Here is a 13,450-nt window from a genome sequence, read left to right on the forward strand (position 1 = left end):
TTCGGTTTTATTTTTATCTAGATTGGTGGAAGATGCTGAAAAACCTATTGATTAAAGTTACATATTCGCGATTTGTAGTAAAATGTTCTTTTTGTATTTGTTTAAAGATTTTAATTTGTTAAAATAGTATAAAAATAGATTAATAAAAAGGGGTGTGTATATGTCAGAAGGGCTTATGAAAATGTGGTTGGCTTTAGGGGCAATTGGATTTATGTTTTTTGCAGTAAGTTTTATTTTATTAAGTAGACATAAAATAAAGAATAAATTTTTGAAAGGGATTACAGCGTTAGTAGCGTACACCCTTATGGTTGTGTCAGGAATTGTTATTTTTCTTGTTGTATTTAGTGGACCTGTACAGCAGTAAATGGAATGGTCTCGAAAATACTACATACGGAGCAAGTTATATTAGTATGAAAAGGTGATGCTAGTGAAAAAAGTCCATATTATTTTAATATTTTGTTGTATGAGCCTTTTAACGGGGTGTCTGTATCCGAAAGAAAATATGAAGCAAAATGCGGTTCCTTATGAAGATCAGCTACAAGTTGTTCAAAAAGCTGTTGTGACATTTAAGAAGCAAAATGATGGGATATTGCCAATTAAGACGAGGGATATGAGTACACCTATTTATCAAAAGTATCCAATCGATTTTCAACAGATTGCTCCGCGTTACATACAAGAAGCGCCAGGGAATGCATATGAAAGTGGAGGAGTATATCAATACGTATTAATAGACGTTGAAACAAATCCAACAGTAAAGTTAATTGATGTTAGGATGGCTGAACAAATTCAGGAATTATCTTTAAAACTTAGGATGTATCGTGATGAACATCAATATCCACCTTTTAAAAAAGTAATTTCAGATGGTGTATATGAATTGGATTTCAAAAAACTAGGATATAAAGATGTGCCACAAGTGACAAGTCCATATTCTGGTAAAGGGCTTCCTTTTGTAATTAATGAAAAAGGAGAAGTTTTTGTTGATTATAGAATCGACTTATATGACGCTTTGAAAAAAAATGAAGGGCAGTTTACGGAGGGAGAAGATATTCGAAATATACTTTTGAAAGGTTCCCCGTTTGTACCAGCTTATTCTTTACCGTACACAGTAAAGAACGGAGAACCAATTTTTTTAAAATCATAAGTCATGAACCTTTCTTTTAGTGAATAAGTTCTAGAAGAAAGGTTTTTTATGTTATACAACTTACGATGCAAACAAAAGATATTTTTTAATAGTCATATGAAATTGGACAAAATTATATGATATATTGTCCGAACTTCTAGAATACCATTATATTATATCAGATATTATAGGCAACGTTAGAGAAGGTATTAGTTGACTATAAACGCGGAATTATTCCCAAAAATTTTGAGGGAGGGAATCACTTGGAAAAGGTAGATATTTTTAAAGATATTGCAGAACGAACAGGCGGTGATATTTATTTTGGAGTTGTAGGAGCTGTTCGAACAGGGAAATCAACATTCATTAAAAAATTTATGGAACTTGTAGTTATTCCAAATATTGAGAATGAGTCTGACCGTCAAAGAGCGCAGGATGAATTGCCTCAAAGTGCTGCTGGTCGTACAATTATGACGACGGAACCGAAGTTTGTTCCAAACCAAGCGGTTTCTATCGAAGTAGATGAAGGACTTGAAGTGAACATTCGATTAGTAGATTGTGTTGGATATACGGTTCCAGGAGCGAAGGGCTATGAAGATGAGAATGGCCCGCGCATGATTAATACCCCTTGGTATGAAGAACCTATTCCATTCCATGAAGCTGCAGAAATCGGCACGCGTAAAGTAATTCAAGAACATTCAACAATTGGTGTTGTAATTACAACAGATGGAACGATTGGTGAAATTCCAAGAAGAGATTATATAGAGGCAGAAGAACGCGTTGTAAATGAGTTGAAAGAAGTAGGAAAACCTTTCATTATGATAATTAATACGGTACAGCCGTATCATCCAGATACAGAGCAATTACGCCAAAGTTTATCAGAAGAATATGATATCCCGGTTATTGCAATGAGTGTGGAGAGTTTAAGAGAAACAGATGTATATAATGTACTTCGTGAAGCGCTATTTGAATTCCCTGTATTAGAAGTGAATGTGAACCTTCCGAGCTGGGTAATGGTGCTAAATGAAGGGCATTGGTTGCGTCAAAGTTATCAAGAAGCAGTTCAAGAAACTGTGAAGGATATAAAACGTCTTCGTGATGTGGATCGCGTTGTTTGGCAGTTTAGTCAATATGAATTTATTGATCGGGCGAGCCTAGCTGGCATTGATATGGGGCAAGGTGTGGCGGAGATTGATTTATATGCGCCAGATGAATTATATGATCAGATTTTAAAAGAAGTAGTAGGAGTAGAAATTCGAGGGAAAGATCATTTATTGAAGCTTATGCTCGATTTATCTCATGCGAAAATAGAATACGACCAAGTGGCAGATGCACTGCGTATGGTTAAGCAAACAGGATATGGTGTAGCAGCCCCTGCACTAGCGGATATGAGCTTAGATGAGCCAGAAATTATTCGTCACGGTTCAAGGTTTGGTGTGAAGTTAAAAGCGGTAGCGCCATCTATTCATATGATTAAAGTAGATGTAGAGTCAACGTTTGAGCCGATCATTGGTACTGAAAAGCAAAGTGAAGAATTAGTTCGTTATTTAATGCAAGATTTTGAAGATGACCCGTTATCAATTTGGAATTCTGATATCTTTGGACGTTCGCTTAGCTCGATTGTTCGAGAAGGAATTCAGGCGAAATTATCATTAATGCCAGAAAATGCTAGATATAAATTAAAAGAAACGCTAGAAAGAATTATTAATGAAGGATCTGGCGGATTAATTGCGATTATACTATAAGAAAAATCCCTCTCACTGTAGAGGGATTTTTTGTTTTTTCGATTATAAAATAGAAAAATAAACAGTCATTATCTAATACATTGTTGTAAATTGTCAAGTTTCATCAGATTTTCACATTTTCAGAGTAACAATTTCCTTAAAAATATTGAATTATAAAGGAGAATCGTATAATATAGGCGTTGATAATGATTTATCTACATCTTTGTAGTATAGAATTTGTAAAAATTGCCTACAAATGAAAGTAAGACTCATTTTATGATCATTATACAGTCTTATCTTTGGGAGGAGGTGAATGGCATGAACAAGACAGATTTAATCAATGCTGTTGCAGAAGCAAGTTCCCTTTCTAAAAAGGACGCAACAAAAGCAGTAGACGCTGTTTTTGATTCTATCTTAGAAGCTTTAAAACAAGGTGATAAAGTACAACTGATCGGATTCGGTAACTTCGAAGTTCGTGAGCGTGCGGCTCGTAAAGGTCGTAACCCACAAACAGGTGAGGAGATTGAAATCGCTGCAAGTAAAGTACCTGCATTCAAACCTGGTAAAGCGTTAAAAGATGCGGTTAAATAATCCTTACATATTAACAGGGAAGAAGAGTTTCCTTTTTGGGAACTCTTCTTTTTGCTTTTAAAAACATAAATATGCTAGAATGTGTTCGTATCACTTTTAGGTTTTCGGGAGGGCTAGCGGATGGCAAAAGTTAATTTAGAACAAATTGAACATGCAGTACGCCTTATTTTAGAGGCGATTGGGGATGATCCAAATCGTGAGGGAGTACTTGATACGCCAAAGCGTGTTGCAAAAATGTACGCAGAAGTGTTCTCAGGTATGCATGAAGATCCGAAAGAGCATTTGCATAAAGTATTCGGAGAAGATCACGAAGAGCTTGTACTAGTAAAAGATATACCATTTTATTCGATGTGTGAGCATCATTTAGTTCCATTCTATGGAGTTGCTCACGTTGCATATATTCCGCAAGGTGGAAAGGTGACAGGGTTAAGTAAATTAGCTCGTACTGTAGATACAATTGCACGTCGTCCACAACTGCAAGAACGTATTACATCAACAGTAGCGAACTCTATTATGGAAGTACTAGAGCCTCATGGTGTAATGGTAGTAGTAGAAGCAGAACATATGTGTATGACGATGCGTGGTGTGAAAAAACCAGGTGCGAAAACAGTAACGACAGCAGTGCGTGGTGTGCTTGAAAATGATGCTGCAGCGCGCAGTGAAATTTTATCGTTTATTAAAGCGAAGTAAAGAAAAGCGGGAAACTGCTTTTCTTTTTTTTTTTAGTAAATAAATGATATAGTTTTAGCTAGACAGAGTGAGATTAGAAAGATTGCTTACATGAATGGTAGGTGTAGCCAAGTTTTGGTTATAGAAAATAGAGTGTATGTGTTATAATAAGTTTTATGAATTAGAAAACAAGGGTGATTTTTTGTGTGTGACATCTACGGAGGGTATGCGGGTATAAAAGAGAAATTGATGGAGAAATTACGCCATCCTTATTTTATAAACTATATTGAAGAACCATTTATTGATGAAGAAAAGATAGCATTGTTATATGGTGCTTTAAAGAGTGCAAACTTACATATAGAACAAATTGAGCATTACGTAGTAACAATTATGCTTGTACAAATTGCGCTTGATACGCATGAAAGGGTATCAAATAAAGCAGGCGAGGAAGAGATTGAATTCCATAAATGTCGTCAATTAACAGTACTTGCAGGCGATTACTATAGTGGACTATATTATTATTTATTGTCTATGAATCGTGATATTGTTTTAATTCGTGCACTTGCTGAAGGAATTAAAGAGATAAATGAACACAAAATTATGTTATACCAAAAAGCGCATGAAACGATGGATGACATAATGAAAAGCGTAGTAACGATTGAGTCTGCGCTCCTTCAAAAAACATGTGATCATTTTCATTTATCACATTGGAAGCCATTTATCACATACGTATTAGGTGGAAATCGCCTTCAAAAAGAAATTCAATTGTATGCTGATAAACAACATTCACCTGTTTTTCAAGCGGTGCAAGATGCTTTAGGGGATAAAGCAGAAGTAGTGATTAATGGTTGGATGATGGAATTGAGAAAGAAAGAAAAACAATTTTTAGAAAATCACACAGACGTACATGAAATAAATTCTGTGTTAAGGGATAAATAGAAGACATAAGCAATTTTACATTGGAAGAAGGTACGAGCATGCAACAATCAAAAGAAGAAAGAGTACATGACGTATTTGAAAAGATTTCTGATAAATACGATGTGATGAATTCTGTAATTAGTTTTCAAAGACATAAAGCGTGGCGTAAAGAAACGATGCGAATTATGGATGTACAACCTGGCAGTAAAGCGCTTGATGTATGCTGCGGAACCGCAGATTGGACAATTGCGCTAGCTGGAGCGGTAGGTGAGCAAGGAAAGGTTGTTGGCTTAGACTTCAGTGAAAATATGTTATCTGTCGGTAAGCAAAAGGTAGAGGCGTTACAATTAAAACAAGTAGAACTTCTACATGGGAATGCGATGGAGCTTCCATTTGAAGATAATACGTTTGATTATGTAACAATTGGGTTTGGTTTACGTAACGTACCGGATTATATGCACGTATTAAAAGAAATGACGCGTGTAGTAAAACCAGGTGGAAAAGTAATCTGTTTAGAAACATCTCAACCAACAATGATTGGTTTTCGACAAGGGTATATTTTATACTTTAAATATATCATGCCGTTATTTGGAAAGATGTTTGCGAAAAGTTATAAAGAATATTCATGGCTTCAAGAATCTGCTAGTGCATTCCCAGGGATGAAAGAATTGGCCCAAATGTTTGAGCAAGCTGGACTTGAACGTGTGCAAGTGAAACCATTTACTTTTGGGGTAGCAGCGATGCATTTAGGTATTAAACCAGAATCAAAATAGAAAAAAGAAAAAAGAAAAAAGAAGTTTTAGGTTAAGGTGAACAATATGAAGTTACAACTTATGTACTCTTTTTTACGATCGGATATTAATGTGATAGAAAAAGAATTAAAAAAGACAGTTGCTTCTGAACAGCCATTAGTAGAAGAGGCAGCATTACAACTTATTGAAGCTGGTGGGAAGCGAATTCGTCCTGTATTTGTGTTGCTTGCAGGGAAATTTGGAGATTATAAGTTAGATGCGATTAAGCATGTTGCTGTTGCGTTAGAGCTTATTCATATGGCTTCTCTTGTTCACGATGATGTTATTGATGCTGCATTTTTACGACGCGGCAGTGCGACTGTGAATGCGAAATGGGGAGATCGTATTGCGATGTATACAGGGGACTATTTGTTCGCTAAGTCTCTTGAATGTATAACAAATATCGAAATCCCAGAGGCGCATCAAGCGTTATCACATACTATTTTAGAAGTCTGTAAAGGTGAAATTGAACAAATTAAAGATAAATACAATTATGACCAAAATTTAAGAACGTATTTAAGAAGAATAAAGCGAAAAACAGCATTATTAATTGCCGCGAGTTGTCAATTGGGAGCGATTGCTGCTGGTGCTAATCGTGATACAGTAAATCGTCTATTTTGGTATGGGTATTTTGTGGGAATGTCTTATCAAATTATTGATGACATTTTAGACTTCGTTTCCACAGAAGAGAAACTTGGAAAACCTGCTGGTGGAGATTTATTACAAGGAAACATAACGCTCCCTGCTTTATATGCGATGGAAGATCCAGTACTTCGTCAAAAAATCACATCTGTACATGAAAATACAACAGCAAGTGAAATGCAAGAAATTATTGATGCTGTAAAAAATAGTCCAGCAATTGATCAAGCATTTGCGTTTAGTGAACGTTATTTACATAAAGCTTTAGAAATAATAAAACCACTCCCACGTGGAAAAGCAAAGTATGCATTACAAAATGTTGCAAAGTATATTGGAAAACGAAAATTTTAATGTTTATTCTAAAAAATAAAATAATCTCTCTATTTCAAAACTATTGCACAATTGTGATAAGGGTGATAATATGTGTGTGGGGATATACAATTACATACATAATTCAGAAGTGGAGAGATTTTTTATGGAAAAAACATTTCTAATGGTAAAACCAGACGGTGTACAACGTGCCTTCATTGGGGAAATTGTAGCTCGTTTTGAGAAAAAAGGATTTCAATTAGTTGGTGCAAAATTAATGCAAGTCACTCCGGAAATTGCTGGACAACACTACGCTGAGCATAAGGAAAAACCTTTCTTTGGTGAGTTAGTAGACTTTATTACATCTGGACCTGTATTCGCAATGGTATGGCAAGGTGAAGGTGTAGTAGATACAGCGCGTAACATGATGGGGAAAACAAGACCACATGAAGCAGCTCCTGGAACAATTCGTGGAGATTTCGGTGTAACTGTTGCGAAAAATATTATTCATGGTTCTGATTCTTTAGAAAGCGCAGAGCGCGAGATTGCTATTTTCTTTAAAGAAGAAGAATTAGTTGACTACTCAAAATTAATGAATGAATGGATTTACTAATTATTTTGAAATAATTTGTAAACGCTTTAATCACTGTGATAATAGTAAAAAGTGCAAGGAGAATAGGGGTATTCTTCTTGCACTTTTTTTATTTTCAATTAGTTACGAAGTTTGAGCTGTTATGATATATTGATATTTAAATTAGGCCTATCGGAAATATAGAATAAGAAAATGGTCGATTTATGATATAATTTCTTTAATATTTTTAGAATGATAAAAGTTAATATAGTGAGATAAATACATATACGAAAAGAGGAATAACGTATGCGATATATTACGGCTGGTGAATCTCATGGTCCGCAACTTACAACGATTATAGAAGGTGTTCCAGCAGGATTGTCTTTAGTAGCGGATGATATAAACGAAGAGTTAGCTAGAAGGCAAAAGGGATATGGGCGTGGTAGACGCATGCAAATTGAAACGGATCAAGTGCAAATTTTAAGTGGTGTTAGACATGGAGAAACATTAGGTTCCCCTATTGCACTCGTTGTTGAAAATCGTGATTTTGCCCATTGGACAAAAATTATGGGGACAGAGCCTTTAACTGAGCAGGAAGAAAAAGAGATAAAAAGGAAAGTGACAAAACCAAGGCCTGGGCATGCTGATTTAAATGGTGCAATTAAATATGGTCATAGAGATATGAGGAATGTACTGGAACGTTCGTCAGCGCGCGAAACGACGGTGCGTGTTGCTGCTGGTGCGGTTGCTAAAAAGGTGTTAGCAGAACTTGGTATTAAAGTGGCGGGCCATGTAATTGAAATTGGCGGTGTACAAGCTAAGGAGGTTACGTATAGTTCAATTGAAGAATTAAAGAGTATTACAGAAGCATCTCCTGTACGTTGCTTAGATGACGAAGCTGGTAACCAAATGATGAAAGCGATTGATGATGCGAAAGCAAATGGTGATTCAATTGGTGGAATCGTTGAAGTAATTGTGGAAGGAATGCCAATTGGAGTAGGTAGCTACGTGCATTATGATCGAAAACTGGATGCGAAATTAGCAGCTGCAATTATGAGTATTAATGCTTTTAAAGGTGTCGAGATTGGAATTGGTTTTGAAGCAGCGCATAGACCGGGAAGTGAAGTTCATGATGAAATTCTATGGAATGAGGAGCATGGATATACAAGAAGAACAAATAATGCAGGTGGATTAGAAGGCGGTATGACGACTGGAATGCCAATTGTTGTGCGCGGTGTGATGAAACCGATACCTACACTTTATAAACCTCTTCAAAGTGTAGATATTGATACGAAAGAGCCTTTTACAGCGAGCATTGAACGTTCAGATAGTTGTGCAGTGCCAGCAGCTAGTGTCGTTGCAGAAGCGGTTGTGGCTTGGGAATTAGCAACAGCTTTAATAGAACAATTCGGATTAGATCGTATGGAACTAATTCGTGAAAATATTGAGAAACATAATGAATATGCGAGGGGATTTTAATGGGAAACATACATATTCAAACGAAATCAAAAGAATATGATGTACATGTTGGTAAAGAAGCGTTGTCAAACTTAACAATGATCGTTCAAAATATGCAGCCAGCTGTATCTAACGTAATGATCATTTCAGATGAAGCTGTTGCATCACTACATTTACAGACAGTTATCGATGCATTACAAGTGGAGCAGGACGTGTTTTCGTTTGTTGTACCAAGTGGCGAAAAAGAGAAGTCTTTCGAAAATTTCTATGCGGCTCATACGTCAGCTCTTGAAAATAAATTAGATAGAAATTCTTTAATTCTTGCACTTGGAGGCGGAATGATTGGAGATTTAGCTGGTTTTGTTGCTGCATCTTTTATGCGGGGTATTCGCTTTGTGCAGGTTCCGACGACTTTATTAGCGCACGATAGCGCAGTAGGTGGGAAAGTAGCGATTAATCATCCGTTAGGTAAAAATATGATTGGTGCATTCCATCAGCCAGAAGCGGTTGTATATCATACACCGTTTTTACAGTCTCTTCCTGAAAAAGAGTGGCGTTCAGGTTATGCAGAGGTGATAAAGCATGCTCTTATTGGTGATGTGGAGCTATATCATTGGTTAAAAGAAGAAGTGCAAACATTAGCGGATCTTCGTGATGAGAAGTTAATCCATATATTAACGAAGGCGATTCCTGTAAAGGCAAATGTTGTGTCACAAGATGAAACAGAGAAGGGTGTACGTGCCCATTTGAACTTTGGACATACGTTAGGACATGCTCTTGAAAAAGAGCTAGGGTATGGGAATATTACTCACGGTGACGGCGTAGCGGTTGGAATGTTATTCGCCATATTTTTAAGTGAGCAAGTGTACAAGGTTGATCTTGCTTATGAAGATATGAAGCAGTGGTTCTTGAAATACGGCTATCCAAAAATGCCAAGAGATTTGAATGTAGAGCGCCTCGTTCAATTGATGAAACAAGATAAGAAAGCAAATGCAGGAGCAATTCATATGGTGCTTATGCAGGAATATGGGGTAGTGAATGTCGTATCTATTTCAGATGAGACTGTTCATATTGCGTTAGAGGCATTTCAAAAAGATATGGTTTAAAATGATAGCGAAGTGTTGTGAAGTGCTCATTTAGAGGTATTCTCGTAATAGTGACGGTTATGATAAAAGATTACAGTAAGGGGCTATAACTGTATTGTAATCAAATTGAATGAAATGACTGGGGGAAGAAAAATGAGAGTGAAAGAGCAATTGTTAACTTTGAGAGCGTATGTGCCTGGGAAAAACATTGAAGAAGTAAAAAGGGAATATGGATTATCGAAAATTGTGAAATTAGCATCGAACGAAAATCCATTCGGTTGCTCAGCGCGTGTGACAGAAGCATTAACTTCTTTAGCGAGCCAATATGCCCTTTATCCAGATGGATATGCCTTTGAACTTCGGACAAAAGTAGCGGAACATTTAGGTGTAAAAGCAGAACAACTACTATTTGGTAGTGGATTAGATGAAGTCATTCAAATGATTAGCCGAGCGTTACTACATGAAGGAACAAACGTTGTAATGGCGAATCCTACGTTTTCACAATATCATCACCATGCTGTTATTGAAGGAGCAGAAGTTCGTGAAGTATCACTTAAAGACGGTATTCACGATTTAGATGCAATGCTAGAGCAAGTAGATGATAAAACGAAAATTGTATGGATTTGTAATCCGAATAATCCGACAGGTACATATGTTGAGAAACAAAAATTACTTTCATTTTTAGAATCAGTTCCTAAGTCGGCTCTCGTTATTATGGACGAAGCATATTATGAATACGCGGAAGCAGAAGACTATCCGCAAACATTACCACTTCTTGAAAAGTATGAAAATCTTATGGTTTTACGCACGTTTTCAAAAGCATATGGTTTAGCTGCTTTTCGTATCGGATATGCGATTGGGGATGCGAAGTTAATCGGACAGCTAGAAGTAGCGAGGTTACCATTCAATACATCAACTGTAGCGCAATCTGTAGCACTCGCTGCATTAGAAGATCAAGCCTTTTTACAAGATTGTGTGAAAAAGAATGCTGAAGGTCTAAATCAGTATTATGCATTTTGTAAAGAATATAACGTATTCTATTATCCATCTCAAACAAATTTCATTTTCTTAAAACTTGGTATACCAGGTAATGAAGCTTTCGAACGATTAATGAAAAAAGGGTATATCGTTCGTTCTGGTGCTGCATTTGGTATCGATGATGGTATTCGTATTACTGTCGGTTTGAAAGAAGAAAATGATGAAATTATAGAGTTGCTGAAAGAGCTTGTAAATGAGCAAGTACAGAAAGAAGAAACATATTCTTAAGAGATTGTGAAGGCTCCTATTATAGGAGCCTTTTTTATCGTATTAAAAATAAAGGTTGAAGACTGGCAATTAAGTTGTTCTGTAAATCACGGTTTGTATGGCTTGATAATTAGTGAGAGAAGTTATTTGCACGGTCATAAAAGAAAGCGGTACAATAGAAGATGATGATAAGGTATCGGTGTCATATCCGAACCTTTTGAATAATTACCTACTCTGTAAGAAGAAGTATAAGAAGAAGCATGCTCATTCTAAAGGTTGCGTTCTAACAGTGAGTTGCTTATGATAAATGAACAGAAGAGAATATTTTTTAGAATTAAAGGAGACGTTTATGCAAAAGTTTGAACAAGCTGTTTCATATATTGAAAATGGTGAAGCGGAAAAAGGATTACAATTATTAAAAGAACAATTAAAAATTGCAAATGATGAAGAGAAGTATGATATCGCTCGTTACTATCATACACTTGGATTTACAGATGAGGCATTAGCGATTACTGAAGACTTACGTTTACTGTATCCGGAAGAAAGTGAATTCACTGTATTTTTAGCAGAATTATATATTGATCTAGATAAAGAAGATGAAGCGATTGAAGTACTTCATGATATTCCAGAAAATGACGATTTATATGTTCAATCTTTATTACTTGTTGCAGATTTATTCCAAATGCAAGGTTTTGATGATGTAGCAGAGCAAAAACTATTAAAGGCGAAAGAAATGATGCCTGATGAACCTGTTATTACGTTTGGGTTAGCAGAATTATATAGTAGTAAAGGTGAAGAACAAAAGGCAATTACTTATTATGAATCGCTATTAGCTGAACATAAAGTAATGGGTGGTGTTGTGATCGCACTTCGCCTTGCAGAAACGTTAAGTGCGATTGGAAACTGGGAAGAGGCGATTTCTTATTATGAAGCAGGCCTAGAGGAACAAAAAGATATTCACTCATTATTTGGATATGCCTTCACATTATACCAAGGTGAAGAATATCAGAGAGCAATCGGTGCTTGGCAAGAACTAAAAGAATTAGACCCTGAGTACGCATCACTGTACATGTATTTAGCGAAAAGCTATGAAAAAGAAGGAATGCTTCAAGAAAGCTATGAAACGCTTCATGAAGGAATTAAAGTAGATGAGCTTTCAGTTCCGTTTTATGTAGAGTTAGCGAACATTGCGGCGAAATTAGGAAAAATAGTAGAAGCAGAGGAAGTTCTTCAAAAAGCACTTGAGTTAGACCCAGGGCATTTAGGCGCAACATTAAAATATGCGTATATCTTAAAAGGACAAGAAAAGTACGAAGAGTTAATTGCAATTGTAGAGCGTGCTATTGATAGTGGAGAACCAGATACACAACTACTTTGGGACCTTGCGTATGCAAAAAAACAATTAGAAATGTATTCGGATGCATTAAAACACTATGAAAGTGCATATACTTCTTTTAAGAATCATCCAGACTTCTTAGAAGAATACGGTTATTTCTTATTGGAAGAAGGAAAGCGAAAAGAGGCGAAAGAAGTATTTACCCAGTTATTACAACTAGACCCGACACAAATTCATATTGAAGAGTTGTTATATAATTTAGAGGATTTTTCATAAGTTGGAAGGAAACTGAATGCCGCTTCTTGAATCTAAAAAGAAAAGAGAAAGACAGAGGAGGGACTTAATTGCTATGAATACCCCTGTTTCTGTAAACGAGAAGAAGGATTTTGTAAAATGGTTTTTGAATAATTACCAACTGAAACAGCGTGAATGTGTATGGATTCTGAATTATTTAATGAGTCACGACCAATTGATGCATAAAGTCCACTTCGTAGAGCATGCAAAATATTGTCCGCGTGGCTTAGTGATGTCAGCGAATTGTGTGAAAGACACACCGTTTCACTTTTTTAAACAAAATGTTATGACAACAGATGCTGAAAAATCGTTTCATGATATTCGTTTAAATCGAGATGAGGATATTTATATTCAACTCAACTTTAAATCATCGTTTCAAAATGCGAATTATGTAGCTGTATTAGAAGAAAACCCATATCTACCAAAGCATATTGAAGTAAATGAAAAAGATCGTTTACTTGCAGAAAGGTTTTTGGAAGAAAGTGTATTTTCATTTAGGAGAGAACGCCTTTTGAAACAAATTGATGAAGCGTTAGATAAGCAAGATAAGGAAGCGTTTCATAGATTAACGGCCGAGTTAAAGACTTTATAGAATTTATTTGGATTAATAAATTTTTACAAATTTCAGACTTTCACCAAGAAAAACTACCTATATTGGGTAGTTTTTCTTTTTTTACCTCTTTTAGTATGGTTTAATATATAT

Annotated in this window: 14 protein-coding genes; all 14 read left to right on the top strand. The window is 35.9% G+C overall.

Annotated features, from left to right (window positions below):
- Positions 1-160 precede the first annotated feature (160 nt).
- The 14 genes from AC1Q8M_RS03845 (at position 161) to AC1Q8M_RS03910 (ending at position 13,339) form a co-directional block, all read left to right on the top strand.
- Positions 161-364: a DUF2768 domain-containing protein gene (locus AC1Q8M_RS03845; RefSeq protein WP_001289005.1), complete on the top strand. Its 204-nt coding sequence runs from the start codon at positions 161-163 to the stop codon at positions 362-364.
- 63 nt (positions 365-427) lie between these two features.
- Positions 428-1,141 (top strand): YphF family lipoprotein, encoded by a 714-nt coding sequence (locus tag AC1Q8M_RS03850; RefSeq protein ID WP_000755481.1) that lies wholly within the window; start codon positions 428-430, stop codon positions 1,139-1,141.
- A 242-nt stretch (positions 1,142-1,383) separates the two neighbouring features.
- Complete coding sequence (spoIVA, locus tag AC1Q8M_RS03855) at positions 1,384-2,862, top strand: stage IV sporulation protein A (RefSeq protein WP_000416519.1); 1,479 nt, start codon at positions 1,384-1,386, stop codon at positions 2,860-2,862.
- 297 nt (positions 2,863-3,159) lie between these two features.
- Positions 3,160-3,432 carry an HU family DNA-binding protein gene (locus AC1Q8M_RS03860; RefSeq protein ID WP_001043860.1) on the top strand — a complete coding sequence of 91 codons (273 nt, stop codon included), beginning with the start codon at positions 3,160-3,162 and terminating at the stop codon, positions 3,430-3,432.
- Between the two features lie 120 nt (positions 3,433-3,552).
- A complete protein-coding gene (gene folE / locus AC1Q8M_RS03865; RefSeq protein WP_001151481.1) occupies positions 3,553-4,122 on the top strand; it encodes a GTP cyclohydrolase I FolE in 570 nt (189 codons plus the stop codon).
- Positions 4,123-4,305: 183 nt separating this feature from the next.
- Entirely contained in the window at positions 4,306-5,040 is a 735-nt protein-coding gene (locus AC1Q8M_RS03870; RefSeq protein ID WP_000332843.1) for a heptaprenyl diphosphate synthase component 1, read from the top strand.
- Positions 5,041-5,078: 38 nt separating this feature from the next.
- A complete protein-coding gene (menG, locus tag AC1Q8M_RS03875) occupies positions 5,079-5,792 on the top strand; it encodes a 2-heptaprenyl-1,4-naphthoquinone methyltransferase (RefSeq protein WP_001187668.1) in 714 nt (237 codons plus the stop codon).
- Between the two features lie 45 nt (positions 5,793-5,837).
- Complete coding sequence (hepT, locus tag AC1Q8M_RS03880) at positions 5,838-6,800, top strand: heptaprenyl diphosphate synthase component II (protein ID WP_000776079.1); 963 nt, start codon at positions 5,838-5,840, stop codon at positions 6,798-6,800.
- A 124-nt stretch (positions 6,801-6,924) separates the two neighbouring features.
- The gene (ndk, locus tag AC1Q8M_RS03885; protein WP_000415883.1) at positions 6,925-7,371 is read left to right on the top strand and encodes a nucleoside-diphosphate kinase; all 447 of its coding nucleotides are present in this window, start codon (positions 6,925-6,927) and stop codon (positions 7,369-7,371) included.
- A 264-nt stretch (positions 7,372-7,635) separates the two neighbouring features.
- Positions 7,636-8,808, top strand: a complete 1,173-nt coding sequence (gene aroC, locus AC1Q8M_RS03890; protein ID WP_001269390.1) for a chorismate synthase — start codon at positions 7,636-7,638, stop codon at positions 8,806-8,808.
- Positions 8,808-9,893 (top strand): 3-dehydroquinate synthase, encoded by a 1,086-nt coding sequence (gene aroB, locus AC1Q8M_RS03895; RefSeq protein ID WP_000526809.1) that lies wholly within the window; start codon positions 8,808-8,810, stop codon positions 9,891-9,893. The genes aroC and aroB overlap by 1 nt, the downstream gene beginning before the upstream one ends.
- 132 nt (positions 9,894-10,025) lie before the next feature.
- Complete coding sequence (gene hisC / locus AC1Q8M_RS03900) at positions 10,026-11,138, top strand: histidinol-phosphate transaminase (protein ID WP_001264022.1); 1,113 nt, start codon at positions 10,026-10,028, stop codon at positions 11,136-11,138.
- A gap of 328 nt (positions 11,139-11,466) precedes the next feature.
- Positions 11,467-12,729 (top strand): tetratricopeptide repeat protein, encoded by a 1,263-nt coding sequence (locus tag AC1Q8M_RS03905; protein WP_001168673.1) that lies wholly within the window; start codon positions 11,467-11,469, stop codon positions 12,727-12,729.
- A 73-nt stretch (positions 12,730-12,802) separates the two neighbouring features.
- Entirely contained in the window at positions 12,803-13,339 is a 537-nt protein-coding gene (locus AC1Q8M_RS03910) for a ReoY family proteolytic degradation factor (protein WP_001095925.1), read from the top strand.
- Positions 13,340-13,450 lie beyond the last annotated feature (111 nt).

Source organism: Bacillus sp. GW823-FHT06A10 (genome assembly GCF_058795375.1).